This is a genomic window from Actinosynnema sp. NPDC053489 (assembly GCF_044544865.1).
Taxonomy (GTDB): domain Bacteria; phylum Actinomycetota; class Actinomycetes; order Mycobacteriales; family Pseudonocardiaceae; genus Actinosynnema.
On record NZ_JBITXT010000012.1, the window covers coordinates 133,777 to 156,760 of the forward strand.

Genomic DNA, 22,984 nt, shown 5'->3' on the forward strand with positions numbered 1-22,984 from the left:
CGTCCCGACCCGCTCAGCAGGACAGGTTGGAGCCCGCGGGCACGCCGAGGATGCCCACGAACCGCTGGTAGGCGTCGACGCGGCTCTGCACCTGCGCCGGGTTGCGCCCGCCGCACTCCAGCGAGCCGTTGATGCTGCGGATCGTCTCGCCGAAGCCGTAGCCGTTGACCATCGCGTTGTGCGGGGTCATCGTGCCGGGGCCGGACTGGGTGTTCCAGTACCAGAGGGCGGTCTTCCAGGCGACCGACGCGTCGGTCTGCACCAGCGACGGGTTGGTCAGCAGCGGCAGCCCGAGGGCGTCACCCGCCGCCTTGTAGTTGAAGTTCCAGCTCAGCTGGATCGGGCCGCGGCCGTAGTAGGCCGCCTGGCCGGCCGGGCAGCCGTAGGGCTGGCTGGCGTCGCAGTAGTGCGGGTAGTTGGCCGTGTTCTGCTCCACGATGTAGACCAAGCCGCCGGTCTCGTGGTTGGCGTTGGCGAGGAACGCCGCCGCTTCCTGCTTGCGGACGGTGTCCGAGCCGGTCTTGGCGAAGCCGGGGTACGCGCTGAGCGCGGCGGTCAGGCCGGCGTAGGTGTAGAAGGGGTTCCGGTTCGGGAACATCTGCTGGAACTGCGCCTCGCTCACCACGAAGCCACCCGACGACGGCGGGTTGGTCGTCGTGGTCGGGTTGGTCGTGGTCGGGGTGGACCCGCAGCTGTAGGGGTCCCAGTACCAGGTGCTGACGACCGGGTCGTAGCCCGGGTTGTCGTGCTCGGCGATGTAGTACTTGCCGTCGGTGTAGCGCACGACGTTGCCGGCGGTGTACGCCTTGCCCTGCACCCAGGCCGGGTAGTCGCAGGCCGCCGGCGGCGTCGTCGTGCCGCCGCCGCAGACGCCCTGGTCGGCCCACACCGCGGCCGAGCCGGGCGTCTCGTTCTGGGTCCACCACTTGGCCTGCCAGTTGTGCCCGGCGTAGGACGCCGTGGCGCCGCCGGTGTAGCTGGCGGACGGGCTCCAGGCCGACGCACAGGCGGCGGCGGACGCGGTGTTGGCCACCGCGACGGTCAGCGCCGCCCCGACCACGAGAGCGGCGATGGCCGCCACTGCGCGGATTCTCGACACAAAGATCACTCTTTTCCGCTCGAGCGCCCTCGGACGTGTGACGGGTGCCACTCAACCCGAAATGGTCTATACCAGTCAAGAGCGAAAGCGAAAGAGGCTCTGGTTCACGGAAGCGCTCACACAGGCGACATCAGCCGTCCGCGCCCGCGCCGCCCGGACGGCGGTGCTTCAATGTGCGGCGTGCAGTGGGCGCGGTACTGGCGTGCGGCGGATCGGCCGGTGGAGGCGATGCACGCGCACTTCACCTCGCACCGGTACCACCGGCACAGCCACGACGCCTACTCGTTCGGCGTGACCGAGCAGGGCGCGCAGGCGTTCCGGTGCCGGGGCGGCACGCACACCAGCGCGGCCGGCAGCGTGCTCGCGTTCAACCCCGACGAGGCCCACGACGGCCGCACCGCCACCGAGGACGGCTTCACCTACCGCATCGTCCACATCGGACCGTCGCTGGTCGCGGAACTGCTGCCGCGCCTGCCGTTGTTCCGCGACCCGGTCGTGCTCTCGCCGGAGCTGGCCGACGCGCTGCGGGGCCTGCACACCGCCCTCCAGGAGGGCAGCCTCGCCCGGGACGAGCACCTGATGCACGCCGTGCGCGCGATGGCGTCGCACGTCATGCCGCTGCCCACCACCACCCGGGCGACGGGCAGCGCCTCCGCCGCCCGCGACCTGATCGAGGCGCACTACGCCGACGACGTCACCACCGAGGAGCTGACGGCCGCGACGGGCCTGAGCCGGTTCGCGCTGTACCGGGCCTTCCGGGCGGAGTACGGCCTGGCGCCCAGCGACTATCAGCGCCAGCGCCGCCTGCGCGCGGCCAGGCGACTGCTCGCGGACGGCCGCTCGGCGGCGGAGACGGCGGCGCTCACCGGGTTCGCCGACCAGGCCCACCTGACCCGCTGGTTCCGCCGCTGCTACGGCATCACCCCGGCCGCGTACGCCCGGTCTGTGACCTGAGTCATAGTCGACAACGGTCGCGCCGGCGGCACTGCCCGCCGCCACCACCGGTCAGGCGGACCGCGTGGTCGTCCGGCCGGTCGAGGGAGACCCGGACGACGACGGTCGTGACGAGGTGGTGGTCAACGAGTCGGCCGGCGCGAACACCCTCCAGTTCACGGTGTGGCGCTACGAGGCGCGACGGATGCGGCCGCTCACGGGACCGGACGGCGCACCGCTGGTCCTCGCCGAGGGCGGCGGGGCAGCGCCGGCTCGTCACCGCCCGGGGCGGGCTGGTGTGGCAGAGCGACCCGTAGGTGCACGAGGGCGTGCGCGTCGCGCACACCGTCCACAGCGGAGCCGCCGCGGTCGTGTCCACCACCCCGGTGCTGGCCGAACGCACCGCACCGGCCTACCGGGTCGACCCGCCGCCTGCGCCTGACCTGCGGTTTGATCCGTACGGGTGAGCGGGAGCGGCGTTCGGGCGCACACGTTGCATAACTGTGTTGTGTTTTCGTCCGAACGCCGCTCGACCGGCTGCCACGCGGTCTGGACACTGATCACATGCCGCACATCGAGTTGGACAACGCCCTGCCCGGGATAGCCGGGCTGATGAACTACCGCCCCGAGACGGGCCGGCCGCTCTCCGAGCTGACCGAGGTGCTCCTGCGGGGGCCGAGCACGTTGTCGCGCGGCGAGCGCGAGCTGATCGCGACGCACGTCTCCGAGCTGAACCAGTGCAAGTTCTGCGCGGGCTCGCACGCCGCGTTCGCCGCCGCGCAGCTGCCCGAGGACTACCAGCACACGCCCAAGCTGCTGGCCCTGCTCGACATCGCCACGGCGGTCACCGACAGCGGGCGCTCGGTGACGGCCGAGCTGATCGCCAAGGCGCGGGAGAACGGCGCGACCGACCTCGAGGTGCACGACACCGTGCTCATCGCGGCGATGTTCTGCGCGGCGAACCGCTACGTCGACGGGTTGGCCACGTGGGCTCCCGACGACCCCGAGGCCTACGAGCGGATGGCCGACCGGATCGTCCCCAACGGGTACACCTCGATCATCGGGATCGGCTGACCCGGCGGAACCCCGCCCGCCACCGGTTGCCCGTGCGGTTGACGAGCACCGCGCGGAGGTCGTCGTCGGCGTACGACCCGACCTCCGCGCGCACCACCGGTCACGGCGGGCCGTCGACCGGCTCGCCGCCGGGCGCGACGAAACCGCGCGCGTTCACGATGCCCCCGGGTCGGACCCGCACGGGCAGCGATCGCGCGATCAGCACCTCCACGTCGAACGCGCCCAGCCACCCCGCCGGCGGGTCGAGCAGGTCGGCGACGACGAAACCCGCGGCCGGCGCCGGCGGCGACCAGCGCCCGAAGCGCGACGCGGCCGGGGCGGTCGACCCCGACGAGCCGGGCCACCCCGCCGCCCCACCACCCCGTGTGTCGAACCCCCAGACCTCGTGTGTCGAACGCCCGCGCCCCCCGTGTCGAACACTCGCGACCCCCGAGTTCCACGTTCGCGTCCCCGGACGTCGTCCTGAACGTGGAACTCGGGGGTCCTGAACGTTCGACACACGAGACCCGGGGGTTCGACACACGAGGTGTGGGGGTTCGACTTCACGAAGTGGCGCTCACACCGCGTGACCCTTGGTCAACGGCAGGTCAAAACCAGGCTTGTGAATGTGCGCCGAGTCACTCTAGAGTCCCTGGGAGCGCTCCCAGGGAGCGCTCCCAGAAGCGTCGTCAACCGTCAGAGCAGACGGAGGAGACCCAAGTCCATGAGATCGCTTCCCTCTCCCCGGTGGCGCCGCCAGGCCACCGCGGCCCTCGCACTAGTGGCGGTCAGCGGCGCGCTAGCGTCCGGAACGGCCTTCGCGGCCGACTACGAACGGCTCGTCAACGGTTCGTTCGGCAACGGCTCGGCCGACCCGTGGTGGGCCAGCGCCGGCGTGTCGAACCGGGTCACCAACGGCGAGCTGTGCGCCACGGTCACCGGCGGCACGGTCAACCCGTGGGACGCGCTGATCGGCCAGAACGGCGTGCCGTTCGAGGCGGGCCAGTCCTACACGATGTCCTTCGACGCCTACGCCTCGGTGGCCCGGCCGGCGGCGGCGGTGGCCGGTGAGGGCGTCAGCCCCTACCGGCAGATCGCCAAGCAGGACGTCTCGCTGACCACGACGAAGCAGCACTTCAGCTTCACGTTCACCTCGGAGCTGGACTTCCCGGACGCGGGCGCCGGCCAGGTGACGTTCCACCTGGGCGCGCAGGCGGCCGACACGACGGTCTGCGTGGACAACGTCTCCCTGATCGGCGGCGTGAAGCCGCCGGGCGGCGACCCGGCCGTGCCCGCGAAGAAGATCAACGTCAACCAGGTCGCCTACGCGCCCGGCCTGCCCAAGCAGGCGACGCTGACCTCGAGCGCCACCGCAGCGCAGACGTGGGTGCTGAAGAACTCCGCCGGCACCGCGGTCGCCACCGGCCAGACCGTGCCGAAGGGCACCGTGGACCCCGAGTCGGGCGACACCACGCACCTGATCGACTTCTCGTCCTACGACACCCCGGGCACCGGCTACACGCTGACCGTGGGCACGGAGACGAGCTTCCCGTTCGACATCGCGACGGACCAGCTCAAGAAGCTGCGCTACGACTCGCTGGCGTACTTCTACCACAACCGCAGCGGCATCCCGATCGAGGCGCAGTACGTCGGCGAGCAGTACGCGCGCCCGGCCGGCCACCTCAACGTCGCGCCGAACCAGGGTGACAACAACGTCCCCTGCCTGGCGACGATCAACTGCGGTTACACGCTGGACGTGCGCGGCGGCTGGTACGACGCGGGCGACCACGGCAAGTACGTCGTCAACGGCGGCATCTCCGCGTGGCAGCTGCTCAACACCTACGAGCGCGCGAAGCTGATCGGCGACGCCTCCGCCCTGGGCGACGGCAAGCTGAACATCCCGGAGAAGGCGAACAACGTCCCGGACATCCTGGACGAGGCCCGCTGGGAGGTCGAGTTCCTGCTGAAGATGCAGGCGCCCGACGGCATGGTGCACCACAAGATCCACGACCAGAACTGGACCGGCCTGCCGCTGCTGCCCCACCAGGACCCGCAGGCCCGCAGGCTGTCGGCGACCAGCACGGCCGCGACGCTGAACACGGCCGCCGTGGCGGCCCAGGCGGCCCGCATCTGGAAGACGATCGACCCGACGTTCTCGGCCAAGGCGCAGGCGGCGGCCGTGAAGGCGTACGCGGCGGCGAAGGCGAACCCGAACAAGATCGCCGACCCGAACGACGGCACCGGCGGCGGCTCCTACAGCGACGCGACCCTGACCGACGAGTTCTACTGGGCCGCGGCGGAGCTGTTCACCACCACCGGTGAGTCGGCCTACAAGACCGACGTCACGTCGTCGACGCTGTACAAGGGCAAGAGCCTGAGCACCCGCGGCTTCGACTGGGGCTCCACCGGCCCGCTGGGCGACATCACGCTGGCCCTCGTGCCCAACGGCCTGCCCACCGCGGACGTCGCGGCGATCAAGTCCGCGTTCACGGCGGTGGCCGACTCGCACCTGTCGCAGATGGCGACCCAGGCATACCCGGCCCCGTACCGCCCGACCGAGGGCTACGACTGGGGCTCCAACGGCCTGGTGGCGAACAACATCTCGGTGCTCGCGCTGGCGTACGACTTCACCGGCGCGGCCAAGTACCGCGAGGGCGTGTTCCAGGGCCTGAACTACCTGCTCGGCCGCAACCCCGTGTCGTACTCGTACGTCTCGGGCTACGGCGACCAGCCGGTGAAGAACGTGCACCACCGGCACTGGGCCAACCAGCTCGACCCGACCCTGCCGACCGCGCCGCCCGGCGCGCTCTCGGGTGGTCCGAACAGCGCGCTGCAGGACCCGGTCGCCGCGCGCCTGCTCACCGGCTGCAAGGCGCAGAAGTGCTACGTCGACCACATCGAGGCGTACTCGGTCAACGAGGTCACGATCAACTGGAACTCGGCGCTCGCGTGGGTCGCCAACTGGGCGGCCGAGAAGGTCACGGTCGCGCCGCCGGTCGACACCACGGCCCCGTCGACCCCGGGCACCCCGGTGGCGTCGGACATCACCACCACGGGCGTGAAGCTGGCGTGGACCGCGTCCACCGACGCGGAGAGCGGCGTCAAGGACTACGACGTCATCTCCGTCGAGGGTGACGCGCTGCGCGTGGTCGCCACGGTCACCACCCCGTCGGCGACGCTGACCGGGCTGCGGCCGGACACCGCGTACCAGTTCGCCGTCGTGGCCCGCAACGGCGCGAACCTGAAGTCGGCCCTGTCGCCGCAGGTGAGCGTGCGGACCAAGGCGGACGTGGTGGCGGGCTACTGCAAGGTGACCTGGCAGGCGTCGACCTGGTCGACGGGCATGTCGGCGAACATCACCGTGGCGAACAGCGGCACCCAGTCGTGGAACGGCTGGAAGCTGGAGTTCACCCTGCCGGGCAACCAGAAGATCACCCAGGGCTGGTCGGCGACGTGGACCCAGACGGGTCAGGCGGCGACCGCGACGAACCTGTCGTGGAACCGGACGCTCGCGCCGGGCGCGTCGACGAGCATCGGGTTCAACTCCTCCGGGTCGGGTTCGACGGCGAAGCCGACGGACTTCCGGGTGAACGGGAACCCCTGCACGGCGGGGTGACACCCTGATCGGACGGCCCGGCACCACGGGCCGACCGCGTGACCGGTGGCGGGCTCCCCACGGAGCCCGCCACCGCTGCATCCCGAGAGTCCTACCCCCACGTCCCGTGTGTCGTACCTCCACGCCTCGTGAGTCGTACGTTCAGAGCCCGAGAGTCCTACGTTCAGAGCCCGAGAGTCCTACGTTCAGAGCACCCGAGTTCAACGTTCGACATACCGGCCGGTCTGCCGAACGTTCAACTCAACGGTCGCGAACGTAGGACTCACGAGGCGCGAACGTAGGACTCACGGGGCCTGGAGGTACGACACACGGGACGTGGAGGTAGGACTCTCGCGGGGTCAGGGGTTGGCGGTGGCGTCGCGGGAGCGGCGGTCCGGCGGCAGCGGGTCCACCACGACCTTGACCACGGTCTTCAGCCGTTCCAGCACGCCGCGCGGCGGCGGGGCGGTGACGCGTTCGCGGAGCAGGGGCACGCCGTCGCCCTCCAGGGCGTCCAGCCCGACCGCGCGCCCGCTCATCGCCAGCACCAGGGACTCGGCGTCACCGCGCACGACCGCGCCGCTGCCGGACTTCCAGCCGGTGTCCGCGGCCTCCAACCGCAGCCCCGCCAGGCGCGACCCCATCGCGTAGCCCGGCGACGGCTTGGCCGCCAGGTGCTGGAACGCCACCCACAGCCGGTCCTCCGGCACGTCGCGCGGGATGCCCAGCGGCACGCGCACGTCGTAGTCGTGCAGCAGGATGTCGGTCAGCACGGGGTCGTAGCCGGACCGCGGGATGGTCGTCCGCGACGTCGACCACCGCCGCAGCCGGTCGGCGATCTCCGCGGTGGACCGGCGCGCGGCGCGGGCGGTCAGCTCGCGGTTGAGCCGGTCGAAGTCGGCGGCCATGGTCACGATGCCCCAGTAGAGCTTGGCCTGCCCGAACCTCAGGTACGTGGTCAGGTGCGCGCCGACGTCGTGCACCGTCCACCCCGCCGACAGGCTGGGCGTGGCCAGTCGGCCCGGGTCCAGCCCGTCGAGGAGGTCCGCCATCCGCCGCCGCTCTTCGACCAGCATGTCGTGGACCTTCATCCGTCCACGCTAGGCGGCCCCTCCGACGCCCGGCTTATCCCGACTTGCGGACCTCAGCACCTCCAGGAACCGCTCCGGCGCGTCGCGCAGCACGTTGTGGCCGGACGGCCAGGACTCCACGTGCCAGGTCGGGTCGTCGCGCAGCCGTTCGTGGGTGGTGGCCAGCGGGCTGTCCGGGAACTCCGCCATGAACAGGTACCGCCGGTCCGCGACGCGGTCGACCGCGCCGGTGATCCGCGCCCGTTGCAGCAGCGTGGCCAGCGGGTGGGGCGTGGCGCGCTCGTCGAAGATTGGCAGCGGCGCCACGCCGAACCCGTCGCCCGCCGCGCCCTCGACGTACCACCTGCGCCAGTCGCCGTGCACGATGTCGTACGCCGACTCGCCGTCGCGCGGCACGAAGGCGTCCACGTACACCAGCGTCGCGACCCGCTCCGGCACGCGGTCGGCGACGCAGGTGATCACCAGACCCCCGTAGCTGTGCCCGACGAGCACGACGTCGCGCAGGTCGTGCCGCTCGACCAGGTCCAGCACCTCGGCCACGTGGTCGTCCAGGTTGACCCGGCCGGTGCTCAACGTGACCGCGTGCACCTCGTGGCCCTCGGCGCGCAGCCGCTCGGAGATCGGGTCGTAGTACCAGCCGCCGTGGCAGGCGCCGGGGATGAGCACGTAAGTCGTCATGGGCACCACGCTAGGAGCCCTTTAGGACATAGGATGTCCGTGATGACCATGCCGGGCCGGATGCTGCGCCTGCTGTCCCTGATGCAGGGCAGGCGGGACTGGACGGGCGCGGAGCTGGCCGAGCGGCTGGGCGTCACGGACCGGACGATCCGGCGCGACGTCGAGCGGCTGCGCGAGCTGGGCTACCCGGTGGACGGCACGACCGGCACGGCGGGCGGCTACCGGCTCGCGTCCGGCCGTAACCTGCCGCCACTGCTGCTGGACGACGACGAGGCCGTCGCGGTGGCGGTCGGCCTGCGCACGGCGGCGGGCGTGCAGGGCATCGAGGAGTCCTCGACCCGGGCCTTGGCGAAGCTGGAGCAGGTGCTCCCGGCCCGGCTGCGGCACCGGGTCGCGGCGGTGCGGGACGCGATCGCCGTCATGTCCCTGGCCGGCCCGGTGTCCGACCCGGCGGCGCTGGGCGTGCTGGCGGCGGCGTGCCGCGACCACGAGGTGGTGGCGTTCACGCACCGCGGCCGGGAGCGGCGGGTGGAGCCGCGCAGCCTGGTGACCGCCCACCGCCGCTGGTACCTGCTGGCCTACGACCCGGAGCGGGCGGACTGGCGGACGTTCCGCGTCGACCGGGTGGACGCGCCGAGGGCCACGGGCCGCCGCTTCACGCCCCGCGACCTGCCCGACGACCCGGCGGCGTACGTGGCGCGCTCGCTCACCGGCGCGCCCTACCGGTACACGTGCACCGCCCTGGTCGACGCGCCGGCGGAGGTCGTGCGGTCGCGCCTGGTGGTGGCGCTGCCGGGGCGGGTGGAGCCGGTGGACGAGCGGACGTGCCGGGTGCGGCTGGGCGCGGACGCGATCGGGCACGTGGCCGCCGACCTGCTGCTCCTCGGCGCCCCCTACACCCTCGACGCGTCGCCGGAGGTGCTCGCCGCGTTGCGCGCGGCGGCCGACGGGCTCACCGGTGGGCGGCCTGGCCCACCGGCCGCACCAGGATCTCGTTGACGTCGACCGTCGGCGGCTGCCCCACCGCGTACAGCACGGCGCGGGCCACGTCCTCCGGCTCCAGCTTCGGGTCGGCCGCCCGGGACGCGGGGATGCCGCCGGTGTCGGTCAGGCCGGGCTGCACCAGCGTGACGCGGACGCCCGTGCCGACGCACTCCGCCCGGATCGCCTGCGCCAGCCCGGTGACCGCCCACTTGGTGGCCGAGTAGAGGTTCCCCGGCCGGACACCGCGCCCGGCCGCCGACCCGGTCAGCACCAGGTGCCCGGCGTGGCGCATCAACGCGGGCATCGCCGCCCGCGCGGTGAACGCCGGGCCGCACACGTTCGTCAGCACCATGTCGCTCCACTCGGCGGGCGGCGCGCCGTCGGTGGAGGTGAACGAGGTGACCACGCTCGTGCCCGCGTTGGCGAACACCACGTCGACGCGCCCCCACTCCTCCTCGACCCGGCCCACGAGCGCCGCGACCTGCTCGTAGTCGCGCACGTCGCACGCCGCCACCCACACCCGGTCCGGGCCGCCCAACCGGGCCGCGAACCCGGCCAGCGACCCCGTGTCCCGCGCGGTCAGGACCAGCCGGTACCCGGCTTCGGCGGCCAGCCGCGCGGTCGCCGCGCCGATGCCCCGGCTCGCCCCGGTGATCACGAACACCCCATCGCCCATGCCCGCACGCTACCGCCGGTTTGATCGAATTCACCGGATCGGAGCAACATTTGGGCCGTCTGTGGCGTCTTGGGGAACATCCACTGATTGGGGGCACATGAACATCAACCGCAGGTCCGCGCTCGGGCTGGGCTCGGTGGCGGCGGCGAGCGCCGTCGTCGGTTCCACCGCCGGGACGGCGCGGGCGCAGAGCACCGAGGCGGAGTGGGACGCGGTGATCCCGACGACGGCCGAGCAGGCGCGCCGCAAGATCGCGCTGAAGTACGGGTGGGAGACGGCGCGGGCGGGCGGCACGTGGTCGTCCTGCATCGGCGTGGCCGACCCGGACGGCGTCGTGAAGCCCGCGGTCGAGGCCGAGGCGGACCGCGTGGTCGAGGCCTACAGCGTGAACAAGATCGCGGTCGCGCTGGCCGTGCTGGACAAGGTCGACCGCGGCCTGGTGCGGCTCGACCAGCGGGTCGAGGTCACCGCGGACATCGTCATCCGGGACACCGACGGCATCTTCCACCTCGACGGCGGCTACCCCAGCTCGGTGACGGTGGGCCACGCGCTGGCCAACCTGCTCACCGTCTCGGACAACACGGCGGTGCGGCTGTGCGGGCTCGTCGTGCCGGCGCTGGAGTTGAACGAGATCCTGCGCGCCAAGGGCTTCGTGCACACGCAGGTCGTGCCGGTGGCCAACCCGAACCGGTTCTACCTGGGCACCACCACGGCCCGCGAGACGTTCACGATGCTGCGCCGGCTGGCGGCCGGCGAGCTGCTGTCGGCGGCGTCGACCGAGCACCTGTTCACGGTGCTGCGGTCGCTGACGTCGTTCACCGACGGGATCAGGCTCAACCTGACCTCGGCGGAGCGGCTGAACGTGGCCACGAAGGCCGGTTGGGAGGAGGACGGCCGCAACGAGGCGGGCATCGTGTTCGACGCGAACGGCAAGCCGATCATCACCTACGCGCTGTTCGCGTCCGGCCGGTACAGCGGCGACCAGGCGGCCAACGCCGACAACTACGGCGCGACCCACCCGGCCCTGCGCGCCCGCGCGGCCCTGGGCCGCACGCTGTACGACTCGGTCCTCCGCATCACCGCCGCCACCCCGCGCACGTACCGCACCCCGCGGTACCGCCCGGTCAACGGCGGCTGACCACGCGGTGAGGCCCGCCCCGGGTCGCCGGGGCGGGCCTCGACCACGCGATCAGGAGTTCTTCAACGCCGCCAGGAACGTCCGCCACGGCCCGGCGCCGAAGGACAACGTCGGCCCGACGGGGTTCTTGGAGTCGCGCGTCGCGAACCCCTCCCCCACCGCCGCCACCTGGACGCACTCGCCGCTGGTGCTGAAGCTGCTCTTGCGCCAGGCCACACCGGCCGAATCCGCGTGCCTCATCTGTGCGCGAACTCCCTTTCCCGACCGGCGATCAGCGCCAGCGAGTCGTCAGGACTGCCGGCTACCGCCACGAGCTGGTCGAAGTCGGCCCGGAAGCGCTCGATGTCAGCCTCCGACTCCAAGAATATCTCACCGGCCGGACCGTCGATGTAGATCAAATCGGTGTCGAGTGGATCTCCGAAGTCCATGACGATGAACTGGCCCGGCATGCCCGGGTGGGCACCCGAACCGAACGGGACCACCTGGATCGTGATGTTCGGCGCTTCGGCCGCCCGGAGCAGCCGGGTGAGTTGCGCCCTCATGACGCCCGGCCCGCCGACCTCCCGGTGCAGGGACGCCTCGTCGAGGACGACCCAGAACCTCAGCGGCTCCTCCTTCGTCAGCACCGCCTGCCGGTCGATGCGGGCGGTCACGACGTCTTCGACCTGATCGGCCGTCGCCCCGTGCAGGACACCGCGCGTCACGGCGCGGGCGTACTCCGGGGTTTGCAGGAGGCCCGGGATCGACGTCCCGGCGTAGTGGCGCAGGCCGCGCGCCTCGCGCTCGAAGCTGATGTAGGCGGTGTAGCCCTCGGGCAGCTGCTCGTGCCAGGGCCGGATCCACCCCTCGCCCGCCGACTGCTTGTAGAGCGCCTTCAGCCGGACCTGCTCGTCGGTCGGCACCGCGTACAGCTTGAGCAGCATGTCCAGGGTCCGGTACTGGGGGCGGGACCTGGCCGTCTCGATGCGGTACAGCGTGGTGGGGTGCAGGCCGCCGCGCTCCTCGACGTCCTCCCGGCGCAGGCCCGTCCCCTCGCGGAGTCGTCGGAGCTGACCGGCCAGCCTGCGCAACCGGATGGTCGGCGCGCTCTTCTTCACGGCCACGATGTCGAACCTCTCCTAGTGCTGCGTGGCGAACGCAAGGCGCCCCTCTGCGTTCTTTGCATTCCACGTCGAAGGTCGGCAGCCTTGCGGGCAGTCACCGTAGCGGTGACGCAGCGTGATAACCACTGGCTGGACCAGTGGGGCGAAGGGAGGCGGCGTGACCGAGCAGGAGTTCACCGAGCTGGTGCGCGAGGTGGCGCACGAGGAGGCACCGCGGTTGTTCGCGATCGTGGAGGAGCACGGCGAGCGGGAGGGCGTTCGCGTGGCCGGTTACGGCGTGGAGTTCGAGGACCGCGCCGAGGTCAGCGCCGTCGAGGGCGGGTTCCACCTCAGCTCGCAGAGCGCCGAGTCGGCGCGCACGGTCTTCGAGATCAGCTCGCGGTCGGCGGGGACGCGGCGCGCCCACCTGGTCTGGCTCGGGTGACGGTGGCGCGGGACCTCCGGGGCGAGGCCGGGGCCGGACGGCGTGGTGCGGGCACGCCGCCCGGCCCGTCAGCCGACTACTTGCCGGGCACCCGCGGGAACTCGTGGGTCGGGCTGTCGTCGGCCGGCGGGTTCTTCGGGTCCGGTGGTTCCTTCCGGTCGTGGCTCATCGTCGGTCCTCTCGTCGGTGGAACAGGTGGTCGCAGGGCGGTCGGGGTGGGGGATGACCAGGACCGTGACGTCGTCACGGCTGCCGTGCGCGCGGGCCGCGTCGACCAGCTCCTCCGCGCAGCGCTGCGGGTCGTGGCCGTGCGCGACGAGCAGGCCGCGGAACCGCTCGTGGGGCAGCTTGAGGCCGTCGGACGCGAGGACCAGCAGCCCGGCGACCGCCTGGACGCCCTCGACGCCGTAGAGGGGGACGCGGCCCGCGTTGTGCCGCAGCTTGTGGTCGTGCGCGGCGGCCTCGGCGTCGGGGACGCCGCGCTGCCGCAGCTCCTCGCCGAGGGTGTGCGGGGTCGTGAAGCGGTGCAGGCTGCCGTCCTCCTTGAGGCCGTAGGCGGAGCTGTCGCCGGCGTGGGCGATGCGCCAGTACCCGCCCCGGCGCACCGAGGCCACGACGATCGCGCCGTTGGGCCCGGCGCCGCCGGCGTCCTCCAGGTCGGTGTAGGGCGCGGAGGCGGCGACGACGCCGAGCACCGGCGTCTCCCGCGCGGCCACGCGGGCGGCGACGGCGGAGGTCACCCGGGCGAACTCGGCGACCTCCGGTGTCGAGCCGGTCCCGTCCACCACCGCCGCGGCGAGCGTGCCGCGGTGCCAGTGCAGGGCGTGGGCGTCGGCGTTGAGGGGGCGGCTCGGGCCCCGTGAGGTCGCGGCCCCGACCCGGACCCGCGTGGCGGGTCCGGTCGTGGTGCCGGTAGGCGTGGTCACGCTCGCATCCTCCCGCGACACCGGCCGTCCCGTCGTCACACCAGCGGGCGATTCCAACCGAGCGCGACGTATCCGGCGCGCTGCGTGACGCTCCTGTCTGGCAGGGAGGTGACCGATGACCGACCTGCCGCACCCGCGCGGGCACCCGCTGCGGGCGCGCACCCCGCTGCGCGACTCGCACGAGGTCCAGGGCAACGTGCTGGCCGCCTTCAACAAGGACCACCAGCTCTTCCGGTTCGTGCGCTTCACCGACGAGGGGCTGGGGCGCACCTGGCTCGCGGCCGTGCTCGGGCACGTCAGCAGCACCGCCGACGTGGAGGACTTCAACGAGGTCTTCTCGCTGGCCCGCCGGCTGTCCGGCGCCGACCCGGCCGGGCTGCGCGCCACCTGGGCGAACGTCTCGCTCACGCCCGAGGGCCTGGTCGAGCTGAGCATCAACCCCGAGGCGACCGCGCAGGACCTGCGGCCGCACTTCCCGCACACCGCCGAGCAGGCGGCGCGGGCCAACCGCGACACCGGCGACTCCGCGCCCGCGCACTGGCTGTTCGGCCGCGCGCACCAGCACGTCCACGCCGTCGTCACGGTCGCCTCCGACGACCCCGACCGCCTCGACGCCACCGCCCGCGACCTGGACGTCCTCGACGACCTGCTCGGCGTCACCGTGGTGCACGAGCAGCGCGCCGCCACGCTGCCGGGCGAACGGCGCGGGCGCGAGCACTTCGGCTACAAGGACGGCATCTCGCAGCCGGGCGTGCGCGGCTTCCACCAAGAGGACGGCGACCGGCCGGGCCACCGCGCGGGCCGGCCCGGGTCGCTGCTGGTCGCCCCGGGCGAGTTCGTCTTCGGCCACCCCGCCGAGTCGGCCCGCCCGCACGCCGCCGCGTGGCTGGCCGACGGCTCGATCCAGGTGGTCCGCCGCCTCACCCAGGACGTCGAGGGCTGGCGGGAGGCCGTCGAGGCGAAGGGGCTCGGGCCGCGCAGCATCGGCAGGCACCCCGACGGCAGGCCGCTGGCCGCCGGGCCGGGCAACGACTTCGACTACTCCGACGACCCGACGGGCGCGACGACGCCGTGCCCGGCGCACATCCGCAAGACCAACCCGCGCGCGTTCACCCACAGGACGCCCCGCCGGCACCGCATCCTGCGCCGGGGCATCCCGTTCGGGCCGACCCGCGACGGCGAGCGCGGCCTGGTGTTCGTGGCCCACTGCACGTCGTTGGCGGAGCAGTTCGAGTTCATCCAGCAGACCTGGGCGCACAACCCGGACTTCGCGCCGGGCGAGCGCGGCGCGCCCACCGGGGTCGACCCCGTCCTCGGCGGTCGGTTCGTGCGGACGACCGGGGCGCTGTACGCGCTGGTGCCGTCCAGGAGCACGCTGCGGCTGTTGGCCGCGGGCCGGGAACTGCCCCGCTGAGGGGGTGGTCGGGAGCCGGTCGTGGCCGCCGTCCACGACCGGCTCCCCGCACCGCGGGACGAGTGCGAGCACCTTCGTCTATATCCGCGATATACGGCGCATATATCGCCGCGTTCGCGGTCGCCGCGCTGCACCGGCGTTAACGCGTGGTCGACCCTGTGAACGGTTCGCCGAATCAGTTCGGCGGTGCCCCGGAATCAACACCGGCGCGCACTCCTGACAGCACGTGTGACCTGCCCGGAAGCGCGGGGATCACTCCTGGCGCCCGGGTGCGCCACGCGCCTCCGAACGGGGTGGAATACCGCGGCGACCCGCCCCCGACCAGCGGCCGGAAGTGGCTTGGCGAATCCGAAGCGAGTCCGGAACGACCCGGGACCGGGCGGTGTAGCGTCCCCGGCGACAGGTCTCCCGCCTGATGAACCCCCGAGGGCAATCACCATGTTCGAAAACGTCGACCAAGAGGTGCGGGAAGCGCTGGCCGATTTCATTTCCGAGGAGGACTTCGTGTGCCTCGGCGCCCGTGCCGCGCTGCGCCGGAACACGATCGTCCACCACCACTACCGGGCGCTCGGCCCGGAGTCGGTGCTCGACCACCACCAGGACCTGCTCACCTTCCTCAAGGGCTTCGAGCCGAGCGACCGCAGCTTCACCTCGTTCGTCGCCACGTTCGACGAACCGGCCCGCACCACCGAGCACGAGTTCGAGGCCCTGGTGTGGGACCACCTGCAACGCCTGCACGACGAGGACAGCGCGCAGCACCCGTGGAGCGACCTCTACGACTCCGACCCGGCCTCGTCGAACTTCGCGTTCTCGGTCGGGTCGCACCCCTTCTTCATCGTCGGGCTGCACCCCGGCGCGTCGCGCCCGAGCCGTCGCTTCCGCAAGCCCGCGCTGGTGTTCAACTCGCACATCCAGTTCAACGCGCTCGGCATGAAGTTCCTCAAGCTCAAGAGCAAGATCCGCAAGCGCGAGCGGGAGTTCCACGGCGCGGTGAACCCGAGCTTCGTGAAGTACCGCGACGAGGCCCGGCACTACGGGGGCCGGTTCACCGAGCCCGAGTGGCGGTGCCCGTTCACCCCGCGCACCGACGGCGGCGCTACGGCGTGACCGGGAGCCGGTCGCGGCCGCCGTCCACGACCGGCTCCCAGCCCGTCGCGTGCCGCCGCACCAGCTCCGCCGCCACCGCGTCGAACGGCCGCGCCCACACCTCCTTGTTGAACACCTCGACCTCGACGTGCCCGGTGTAGCCGGTCCCGGCGACCAGCGCGGTGAGCCCGACCAGGTCGATGTGCCCGTCACCGGGCAGGCCGCGCCCGAGCAGCACGTCGGCGGGCAGCGGCGTGATCCAGTCGCACACCTGGTAGGAGGCGATGCGCGGCCCGGCCCGCCGCACGTCGGCCGCCAGCGCCGGGTCCCACCACACGTGCAGGGCGTCGACCACGACGCCGACCACCGAGGGCGGGTAGGGGGCGGCCAGCTCCAGCGCCTGGCCCAGCGTCGACACCACGCCCCGGTCGGCGCAGAACACCGGGTGCATGGGCTCCACCGCGAGCCGCACCCCGGCCTGCTCCGCGTACGGCGCGAGCACCTCCAGCGCCGAGGCGACGCGCGCCCGCGCCGCGACGAGGTCGCGGTCCGGCACGCCGCCGGGCACCAGCACCAGGCACCGCGCGCCGAGGGCGGCGGCTTCGTCGACGGCCCGCCGGTTGTCGTCCAACCGCGGGTCGCGGCCGGTGAAGAACCCGCCGCGGCACAGCGACGACACCTCCAGGCCCGCCGAGGCCACCAGCGACGCCGTGCGCCGCAACCCGTGCCCTGCCACCGGGTCGCGCCAGAGCCCCACGGCCGGGATACCGTGGCGCGCGCACACGTCGACCACCTCGGGCACGGAGGCCCGCTTCACCGTGGCCTGGTTCAGCGACAGCCTCACGTCAGCACCCCCAGCAGCCGCCCCCACCGCCGGGCGGCCAGCTCCGGGTCGGGCAGCAGCCCAGCCAGGTCGGCCAACCGCAGCGCCTCGCCGAGGTGCACCACGTCCCGCGCCGACTGCAGGCCGCCGACCATGGTGAACGCGTCCTGGAAGCCGGCCAGCCACGCCAGGAACACCACCCCGGTCTTGTAGTGGTACGTCGGCGCGCCGAAGACGTGCCGCGACAGGGCCACCGTCGGCTCCAGCACCTCGTCGTAGCGGGCGCGGTCGCCCGCGTCCAGGGCGCGCAACGCGGTCGCGGCGGCGGGCGCGATGGCGTCGAAGATGCCCAGCAACGCGTCGCTGTGCCCGTGGGCGTCGCCCGCGATCAGCTCGGGGTAGGCGAAGTCGTCGCCGGTGTAGCAGCGCACGCCGGCCGGCAGCGCCCGCCGCAGCGCGACCTCGTGCGCCGCGTCGAGCAGCGACACCTTCACCCCGTCGACCTTGTCCGGGTGGGCGCGGACGAGGTCCAGGAGGTGGCCGGTCGCCGTGGAGGTGTCCGAGGAACCCCAGTAGCCCTCCAGCGCCGGGTCGAACGCCGTGCCGAGCCAGTGCAGCACGACCGGCCGGTCCACCTCCTCCAGCAGCGCCCCGTACACCTCCTGGTAGTCCTCGGGCCCGCGCGCGGCGGCGGCGAGCTCCCGGCTGCACAGGAGGACCGGCTGCGCCCCCGCGTCCACCACGGCGGCCAACTGCTCCCGGTAGGCGGTCAGCGGGTCGGCCGTGCCGTGGTCGGTGCCGACGCCGGCCGCCAGCGGTCCGGTGGCGATCGAGGCGCTGCGCCGGACCAGCTCCAGCGCGGTGGGCCAGTCCAGGCCCATGCCGCGCTGGGCGGTGTCCATGGCCTCGGCGACGCCGAAGCCGTGCTCCCACAACCGGACCCGGTGGGCCAGCGTGGCGTCCCAGTCGAGCACCGCGGGCGCGCCGGGCGCGTTGGGCGCGAACGGGTCGGCCACGACGTGCGCGGCGGCGAAGGCGACCCGCGACCCGAACGGCCCGCGCTCCCACGTCCGCGGCGGGGACAGCCGGTGCCGGCGGAACGTGCCGTCCCGGGCGGGCAGCAGCACCGCGGTCACGCCGGGACCTCGACCCGCCGCCCGGTGCGGGAGGACTCCAGGCCCAGCGCGGCCAGCCGCACGCCCCGCACGCCGGAGTGGAAGTCGTGCGCGAACGGCGCGCCGACCGCGACGTGCCGGAGGAACTCCTCCCACTGCACCAGGAACCCGTTGTCGAACACCTCGTTGTCGGGCACCTCCTGCCACTGCGCGCGGAAGTCGGCGGACGAGGGCACGTCCGGGTCCCACACCGGCTTCGGCGTGACCGCCCGCGGCTGCACCACGCAGTTGCGCAGCCCCGCGACGGCGCTGCCGTGCGTGCCGTCCACTTGGAACTCGACCAGTTCGTCGCGGTGCACCCGCACCGCCCACGACGAGTTCACCTGCGCCACCACGCCGCCCGCCAGCTCGAAGATCGCGTACGCCGCGTCGTCGGCCGTCGCCTCGTACGGCTCGCCGTTCTCGTCCCACCTGGTGGGGAGGTGCGTGACGGCCCGCGCGGTCACCGCCCGCACCGGGCCCAGCAGCCCCTCCAGCAGGTAGCTCCAGTGGCAGAACATGTCCACGACGATCCCGCCGCCGTCCTCGGCGCGGTAGTTCCACGACGGCCGCTGCGCGGCCTGCCAGTCGCCCTCGAACACCCAGTAGCCGAACTCGCCGCGCACCGACAGCACCCGGCCGAAGAACCCGCCGTCGAGCAGGCGCTTGAGCTTGCGGATGCCCGGCAGGTAGAGCTTGTCGGCCACCACGCCGTGCCGCACCCCCGCCGCGTCCGCGCGCCGGGCCAGCTCCGCGACCTGCTCCGGCGTGGCGGCGACCGGCTTCTCGCTGTAGACGTGCTTGCCCGCGTCGATCGCCGCCGTCAGCGCCGCCACGTGCGCGGACGTGACCTGCGCGTCGAAGTAGACCCGCACGTCCGGGTCGCCCAGGGCGGCGTCGAGGTCCGTGGTCCAGCGCGGCAGGTCGTGCCGCTCGGCGAGGTCCTTCAGCTTCGCGGCGTCGCGACCGACCAGCAGCGGCTCGGGGACCAGCACGTCGTCGCCGACCCGGACCCCTCCCCGCTCGCGGAGGGCCAGGACCGACCGGACGAGGTGCTGCCGGTACCCCATCCGCCCCGTGACCCCGTTCAACGCGACGCCGATCGTGCGCACCGCCATGCGTGACTCCGCTCGTGGGCTGGGAAAGCGCTTTCCAACACGCTACGATCGGCTCGTCACGGACGTCAACCTCCCAGCGGGTTAGTCTCGCCGGACCGGAGAGGCGAAGGAGGCGGCGTTGACGTCGCGGCAGGTCACGCTGGCGGAAGTGGCGAGGGAAGCGGGCGTGTCGCTCGCCACCGCGTCGCGCGTGCTCAACGGCAGCACCCGACAGGTCAGCGAGGAGCTGCGGGAACGGGTGATCGGCACCGCGCGCCGGCTCGGCTACCTGCCCAACGCCTCCGCCCAGGCCCTCGCGCGCAACTCCAGCCTCCTGGTGGGCCTCGTCGTGCACGACATCGCCGACCCGTACTTCTCCAGCATCGCCGCCGGTGTGACGCGGATCGCCGAGGAGGCGGGCCTGGTCGTCGTGCTCGGCACCACGGGCCGCGACCCGCGCCGCGAGGTCGAGCTGGTCAACACGCTGCGCGCGCACCGCGCCCGCGCCCTGGTGATCGCGGGCAGCCGCACCACCGACCGGTCCGCGTCCCGGCTGCTCGCCGAGGAGATCACCGCGTTCACCGCCCAGGGCGGTCGCGTGGCGTGCGTCTCACAGGCCAAGCTCGGCACGGACACCGTCGTGCCCGCCAACCGCTCCGGGGCCCGCGCGCTGGCCCGCCGGCTGGCCGCGCTGGGCCACCGCCGGTTCGCCGTGCTGGCCGGCCCGCCGGACCTCCTGGTGGCCCGCGACCGGCTCGCCGGGTTCCGGGCCGGGCTGGCCGACGAGGGGCTGGAGCTGCCCGGCGCCAACGTCATCCCCAGCGGCTTCACCCGCGACGGCGGGCACGCGGCCGTGGCCGACCTCATCGCCGCCCGCACCGGCGCGACCTGCGTGTTCGCCGTCAACGACGTGATGGCGCTGGGCGCGACGGCGGCCCTGCGGGAGCACGGCCTGCGCGTGCCGGAGGACGTCTCGGTCGCCGGGTTCGACGACATCCCGACCCTGCGCGACCTGGTGCCCGCGCTGAGCACCGTGCGGCTGCCGCTGGAGGGCATGGGCGAGCGGGCGGCCCGGCTGGTGCTGGACGACGTGGTGGGCGCGCCGCGCACGGTGCGGGTCGCCGGCGAGGTGGTGCTGCGGGCCTCCACATCCCCTCCCAGCGGTATCGGACTGCGCTGACCGGTCGTTACGCTCTATTCTGGACACCGTACGACCACCCCTCACGAGGAGTGATCCCTCCAGTGCGCGACGCGCAGTCCCCGGGCTGCAGTACCGAGCCGGGTCCGATACCCGGCTGCCAGCCCCACCAGACCCACCCCGGGTGGGTCGGATGACCATCATCCTCAGCCTGCTCGGCCTCGCCGCGGTGGTGGTGCTCACCATCGGCACGTTCATCGCGGTCGCCGCCGAGTTCTCCCTGACCGCCTTGGAGCGCAGCACCGTCGAGGCGCACGTCGACCGCGTCGGCGACGCCAAGGCCAGGACCGTGGAGAAGGCGCACCGGTCCCTGTCGTTCCAGCTCTCCGGCTCCCAGCTGGCGATCACCATCACCACGCTGATCACCGGCTACATCGCCGAACCGGCCATCGCCGAGCTGATCTCGCCCGCCCTCACGGGCGTCGGCGTGCCCGCCTCGGTGGCCGGGCCGATCGCCCTGACGCTGGCGCTCGCGCTGGCCACCGCGCTGTCGATGGTGTTCGGCGAGCTGGTGCCGAAGAACCTGGCCATCGCCAAGCCGCTGGAGACCGCGCGTGCCGTCGCGGGCGTCCAGGCCGGGTTCTCCGCCGTGTTCAAGTGGCTGATCACCTGCCTGAACGGCACCGCGAACTGGCTGGTGCGCAGGCTCGGCGTGGAACCGGCGGAGGAGCTGGCCTCGGCCCGCTCCCCGCAGGAGCTGGGCGCGTTGATCCGCTCCAGCGCCGAGCAGGGCACCATCGACCCCGGCACGGCGACCCTGCTGGACCGCTCGCTGCGGTTCGGCGACCGCACCGCGGAGGAGCTGATGACGCCCCGCGTGCGGGTCGAGTCGCTGCGCTCGGACGCCACCGTGCTCGACCTGGTGGCCAAGGCGCGCGAGACGGGCATCTCCCGGTTCCCGGTCTACAACGGCGACCTGGACGAGGTGCGCGGCATCGTGCACGTCAAGCAGGCGTTCGGCGTGCCGCGCTCGCAGCGGGCCACGACGCCGGTGTCCGCGCTGACCAGGCCCGTGCAGACGGTGCCCGCCACGCTGGAGGGCGACGCGCTGCTGGACCGGCTGCGCGCCTCCGGCCTCCAGACGGCGCTGGTCGTCGACGAGTACGGCGGCACGGCCGGCCTCGTCACGCTGGAGGACCTGGTCGAGGAGATCGTCGGCGACGTGCGCGACGAGCACGACCGGCGGGAGACCTCGCCGGTGCGCCGGCTGGGCGGCGATGCCTGGCTGGTGTCGGGCCTGCTGCGCGACGACGAGGTGGCCGAGGCCACCGGGTTCCGGATGCCGGAGGGCGACTACGAGACCGTGGCCGGGCTGGTGCTGGCCCGGCTGGGCCGCATCCCGCACGCCGGCGACGAGATCCGCGTGGACGACTGGCGGATCACCGTGGTGCAGATGGACCGGCACCGGGTGGCCGAGCTGCGGGTGGCCCGCGTCGACACCGCGGCCGACGCGTCGGGGGTGGCCCGGTGATCGCGCTGGTCGTCGTGCTCCTGCTGGCGGGCAACGCCTTCTTCGTCGGCTCCGAGTTCGCCATCATCACCGCCCGCCGCGACCGGCTGGAGGCGCTGGCCGACCAGGGCAGCAGCCGGGCGCGCACGGTGCTCAAGGCCGGCCGCGAGCTGCCGCTGCTGATCGCGGGCGCGCAGCTGGGCATCACGCTGTGCTCGCTGGGCCTGGGCGCGCTCGGCGAACCGGCGGTGGCCGCGCTGCTGGAGGCCCCGTTCCACGGCATCGGCGTCCCCGACGCGGTCCGCCACGGCGTGGCGTTCGCCCTCGCGCTGATCATCGTCGTGGCCCTGCACACCGTGCTGGGCGAGATGGTGCCGAAGAACCTGGCCATCGCCGGGCCGGAGCGCACCGCGCTGCTGCTCGTGCCCGTGCACTACTGGTTCTGCCGGCTGGCCGCGCCGCTGCTGCGCGGGTTCACCGTGGCGTCCACGGCCGTGCTGAAGCTCGTCGGCGTGACGCCGAGGGACGAGCTGGAGTCGGCCTACACGCGGGACGAGCTGGCCCTGCTGATCGGCCAGTCGCGGGAGGAGGGCCTGCTGGAGGACTCCGAGCACCGCCGGCTGACCCAGACCCTCTCCTCGGCGGAACGGACCGTCGCCGACGTCCTGGTGCCGCTGGACCGGGTCACCTCCGTGCCCGCGCGCCCCACGATGGAGCAGGTCGAGGCCGCCGTGTCGGCCACCGGCTTCTCCCGCTTCCCGGTCCGCGACGACGACCGGCTGATCGGCTACCTGCACGTCAAGGACGTGCTGGACCTGGCCGACGCCGAACCGTCCACGCGGGTGCCGCCGGGCCGGGTGCGCGGCCTGCCGCGCGTGCCGGTGGACGCGAGCCTGGACGACGCCGTGGCGTCGCTGCGGCGCTCGCAGAGCCACCTAGCGCAAGCCGTGTCCGCCGACGGCGTCGTGCGCGGCCTGGTGGCGCTGGAGGACCTGGTCGAGGAGTACGTCGGCACGGTCCGCGACGGCACCCACGTCCGCCGCGAACCGTGACCACGAGGGG

General features: G+C 73.2%; 22 protein-coding genes. 12 read left to right on the top strand and 10 right to left on the bottom strand.

The features are described 5' to 3' along the window. Positions 1-13: 13 nt before the first annotated feature. On the bottom strand, positions 14-1,099 hold the full coding sequence (locus ACIGNX_RS26040; protein WP_396543314.1) for a glycoside hydrolase family 19 protein: 1,086 nt from the start codon (positions 1,097-1,099) through the stop codon (positions 14-16). Positions 1,100-1,270: 171 nt separating this feature from the next. Here ACIGNX_RS26040 and ACIGNX_RS26045 point away from each other — a divergent pair, with 171 nt between their 5' ends. The 4 genes from ACIGNX_RS26045 (at position 1,271) to ACIGNX_RS26060 (ending at position 6,701) form a co-directional block, all read left to right on the top strand. Next, positions 1,271-2,053 carry an AraC family ligand binding domain-containing protein gene (locus ACIGNX_RS26045; protein ID WP_396543315.1) on the top strand — a complete coding sequence of 261 codons (783 nt, stop codon included), beginning with the start codon at positions 1,271-1,273 and terminating at the stop codon, positions 2,051-2,053. A 308-nt stretch (positions 2,054-2,361) separates the two neighbouring features. After that, on the top strand, positions 2,362-2,499 hold the full coding sequence (locus tag ACIGNX_RS26050; protein WP_396543316.1) for a hypothetical protein: 138 nt from the start codon (positions 2,362-2,364) through the stop codon (positions 2,497-2,499). Between the two features lie 97 nt (positions 2,500-2,596). Next, complete coding sequence (locus tag ACIGNX_RS26055) at positions 2,597-3,106, top strand: carboxymuconolactone decarboxylase family protein (protein WP_396543317.1); 510 nt, start codon at positions 2,597-2,599, stop codon at positions 3,104-3,106. Between the two features lie 703 nt (positions 3,107-3,809). Beyond that, on the top strand, positions 3,810-6,701 hold the full coding sequence (locus ACIGNX_RS26060; protein WP_396543318.1) for a glycoside hydrolase family 9 protein: 2,892 nt from the start codon (positions 3,810-3,812) through the stop codon (positions 6,699-6,701). Between the two features lie 338 nt (positions 6,702-7,039). Here ACIGNX_RS26060 and ACIGNX_RS26065 read toward each other — a convergent pair whose 3' ends face one another. Next, the gene (locus ACIGNX_RS26065; RefSeq protein ID WP_396543319.1) at positions 7,040-7,771 is read right to left on the bottom strand and encodes a maleylpyruvate isomerase family mycothiol-dependent enzyme; all 732 of its coding nucleotides are present in this window, start codon (positions 7,769-7,771) and stop codon (positions 7,040-7,042) included. Positions 7,772-7,780: 9 nt separating this feature from the next. Continuing rightward, the gene (locus ACIGNX_RS26070; RefSeq protein ID WP_396543320.1) at positions 7,781-8,449 is read right to left on the bottom strand and encodes an alpha/beta fold hydrolase; all 669 of its coding nucleotides are present in this window, start codon (positions 8,447-8,449) and stop codon (positions 7,781-7,783) included. 42 nt (positions 8,450-8,491) lie between these two features. Here ACIGNX_RS26070 and ACIGNX_RS26075 point away from each other — a divergent pair, with 42 nt between their 5' ends. Continuing rightward, entirely contained in the window at positions 8,492-9,448 is a 957-nt protein-coding gene (locus ACIGNX_RS26075) for a helix-turn-helix transcriptional regulator (protein ID WP_396543321.1), read from the top strand. Here the strand turns inward: ACIGNX_RS26075 and ACIGNX_RS26080 are convergent. Next, positions 9,402-10,109: an SDR family oxidoreductase gene (locus ACIGNX_RS26080; RefSeq protein ID WP_396543322.1), complete on the bottom strand. Its 708-nt coding sequence runs from the start codon at positions 10,107-10,109 to the stop codon at positions 9,402-9,404. The two genes, ACIGNX_RS26075 and ACIGNX_RS26080, sit on opposite strands and share 47 nt — an antisense overlap. 97 nt (positions 10,110-10,206) lie before the next feature. Between ACIGNX_RS26080 and ACIGNX_RS26085 the strand changes: the two genes are divergently transcribed. Next, positions 10,207-11,247, top strand: a complete 1,041-nt coding sequence (locus ACIGNX_RS26085; protein WP_396543323.1) for a serine hydrolase — start codon at positions 10,207-10,209, stop codon at positions 11,245-11,247. A gap of 51 nt (positions 11,248-11,298) precedes the next feature. On the opposite strand, the gene ACIGNX_RS26090 is transcribed toward ACIGNX_RS26085, so the two are convergent. Next, entirely contained in the window at positions 11,299-11,487 is a 189-nt protein-coding gene (locus ACIGNX_RS26090) for a DUF397 domain-containing protein (protein WP_396543324.1), read from the bottom strand. Further along, positions 11,484-12,350 carry a helix-turn-helix domain-containing protein gene (locus ACIGNX_RS26095; RefSeq protein WP_396543325.1) on the bottom strand — a complete coding sequence of 289 codons (867 nt, stop codon included), beginning with the start codon at positions 12,348-12,350 and terminating at the stop codon, positions 11,484-11,486. Before ACIGNX_RS26095 ends, ACIGNX_RS26090 begins: the two co-directional genes overlap by 4 nt. 157 nt (positions 12,351-12,507) lie before the next feature. On the opposite strand from ACIGNX_RS26095, the gene ACIGNX_RS26100 reads away from it, so the two are divergent. Next, a complete protein-coding gene (locus ACIGNX_RS26100) occupies positions 12,508-12,774 on the top strand; it encodes a hypothetical protein (protein WP_396543326.1) in 267 nt (88 codons plus the stop codon). A gap of 68 nt (positions 12,775-12,842) precedes the next feature. On the opposite strand, the gene ACIGNX_RS26105 is transcribed toward ACIGNX_RS26100, so the two are convergent. Next, positions 12,843-13,700: a PP2C family protein-serine/threonine phosphatase gene (locus ACIGNX_RS26105; protein ID WP_396543327.1), complete on the bottom strand. Its 858-nt coding sequence runs from the start codon at positions 13,698-13,700 to the stop codon at positions 12,843-12,845. Between the two features lie 115 nt (positions 13,701-13,815). Between ACIGNX_RS26105 and ACIGNX_RS26110 the strand changes: the two genes are divergently transcribed. After that, positions 13,816-15,114 carry a Dyp-type peroxidase gene (locus tag ACIGNX_RS26110; protein WP_396543328.1) on the top strand — a complete coding sequence of 433 codons (1,299 nt, stop codon included), beginning with the start codon at positions 13,816-13,818 and terminating at the stop codon, positions 15,112-15,114. Between the two features lie 438 nt (positions 15,115-15,552). After that, positions 15,553-16,221 carry a guanitoxin biosynthesis heme-dependent pre-guanitoxin N-hydroxylase GntA gene (gntA, locus tag ACIGNX_RS26115; RefSeq protein ID WP_396543329.1) on the top strand — a complete coding sequence of 223 codons (669 nt, stop codon included), beginning with the start codon at positions 15,553-15,555 and terminating at the stop codon, positions 16,219-16,221. On the opposite strand, the gene ACIGNX_RS26120 is transcribed toward gntA, so the two are convergent. Genes ACIGNX_RS26120 through ACIGNX_RS26130 form a run of 3 tightly spaced genes read right to left on the bottom strand, consistent with a single transcriptional unit; the run spans position 16,211 to position 19,295 of the window. Further along, positions 16,211-17,044: a sugar phosphate isomerase/epimerase family protein gene (locus ACIGNX_RS26120; protein ID WP_396543330.1), complete on the bottom strand. Its 834-nt coding sequence runs from the start codon at positions 17,042-17,044 to the stop codon at positions 16,211-16,213. The genes gntA and ACIGNX_RS26120 overlap by 11 nt on opposite strands. Continuing rightward, a complete protein-coding gene (locus tag ACIGNX_RS26125) occupies positions 17,041-18,159 on the bottom strand; it encodes a DUF993 family protein (RefSeq protein WP_396543331.1) in 1,119 nt (372 codons plus the stop codon). Before ACIGNX_RS26125 ends, ACIGNX_RS26120 begins: the two co-directional genes overlap by 4 nt. Continuing rightward, entirely contained in the window at positions 18,156-19,295 is a 1,140-nt protein-coding gene (locus ACIGNX_RS26130) for a Gfo/Idh/MocA family protein (protein WP_396543332.1), read from the bottom strand. Before ACIGNX_RS26130 ends, ACIGNX_RS26125 begins: the two co-directional genes overlap by 4 nt. A 118-nt stretch (positions 19,296-19,413) precedes the next feature. Here ACIGNX_RS26130 and ACIGNX_RS26135 point away from each other — a divergent pair, with 118 nt between their 5' ends. The 3 genes from ACIGNX_RS26135 to ACIGNX_RS26145 all read left to right on the top strand — a co-directional run bounded on the left by ACIGNX_RS26135 (position 19,414) and on the right by ACIGNX_RS26145 (position 22,974). Continuing rightward, complete coding sequence (locus tag ACIGNX_RS26135; RefSeq protein ID WP_396543333.1) at positions 19,414-20,454, top strand: LacI family DNA-binding transcriptional regulator; 1,041 nt, start codon at positions 19,414-19,416, stop codon at positions 20,452-20,454. 151 nt (positions 20,455-20,605) lie between these two features. Then, positions 20,606-21,943 (top strand): hemolysin family protein, encoded by a 1,338-nt coding sequence (locus ACIGNX_RS26140; protein ID WP_396543334.1) that lies wholly within the window; start codon positions 20,606-20,608, stop codon positions 21,941-21,943. Then, positions 21,940-22,974 (top strand): hemolysin family protein, encoded by a 1,035-nt coding sequence (locus tag ACIGNX_RS26145; RefSeq protein ID WP_396543335.1) that lies wholly within the window; start codon positions 21,940-21,942, stop codon positions 22,972-22,974. Before ACIGNX_RS26140 ends, ACIGNX_RS26145 begins: the two co-directional genes overlap by 4 nt. Positions 22,975-22,984 lie beyond the last annotated feature (10 nt).

Coding starts and splice junctions, on each gene's coding strand:
- gntA (WP_396543329.1), top strand. CDS start 15,553: ATGTTCGAAAACGTCGACCAAGAGGTGCGGGAAGCGCTGGCCGATTTC.
- ACIGNX_RS26130 (WP_396543332.1), bottom strand. CDS start 19,295: ATGGCGGTGCGCACGATCGGCGTCGCGTTGAACGGGGTCACGGGGCGG.
- ACIGNX_RS26045 (WP_396543315.1), top strand. CDS start 1,271: ATGTGCGGCGTGCAGTGGGCGCGGTACTGGCGTGCGGCGGATCGGCCG.
- ACIGNX_RS26080 (WP_396543322.1), bottom strand. CDS start 10,109: ATGGGCGATGGGGTGTTCGTGATCACCGGGGCGAGCCGGGGCATCGGC.
- ACIGNX_RS26070 (WP_396543320.1), bottom strand. CDS start 8,449: ATGACGACTTACGTGCTCATCCCCGGCGCCTGCCACGGCGGCTGGTAC.
- ACIGNX_RS26065 (WP_396543319.1), bottom strand. CDS start 7,771: ATGAAGGTCCACGACATGCTGGTCGAAGAGCGGCGGCGGATGGCGGAC.
- ACIGNX_RS26085 (WP_396543323.1), top strand. CDS start 10,207: ATGAACATCAACCGCAGGTCCGCGCTCGGGCTGGGCTCGGTGGCGGCG.
- ACIGNX_RS26060 (WP_396543318.1), top strand. CDS start 3,810: ATGAGATCGCTTCCCTCTCCCCGGTGGCGCCGCCAGGCCACCGCGGCC.
- ACIGNX_RS26110 (WP_396543328.1), top strand. CDS start 13,816: ATGACCGACCTGCCGCACCCGCGCGGGCACCCGCTGCGGGCGCGCACC.
- ACIGNX_RS26055 (WP_396543317.1), top strand. CDS start 2,597: ATGCCGCACATCGAGTTGGACAACGCCCTGCCCGGGATAGCCGGGCTG.
- ACIGNX_RS26140 (WP_396543334.1), top strand. CDS start 20,606: ATGACCATCATCCTCAGCCTGCTCGGCCTCGCCGCGGTGGTGGTGCTC.
- ACIGNX_RS26075 (WP_396543321.1), top strand. CDS start 8,492: ATGACCATGCCGGGCCGGATGCTGCGCCTGCTGTCCCTGATGCAGGGC.
- ACIGNX_RS26090 (WP_396543324.1), bottom strand. CDS start 11,487: ATGAGGCACGCGGATTCGGCCGGTGTGGCCTGGCGCAAGAGCAGCTTC.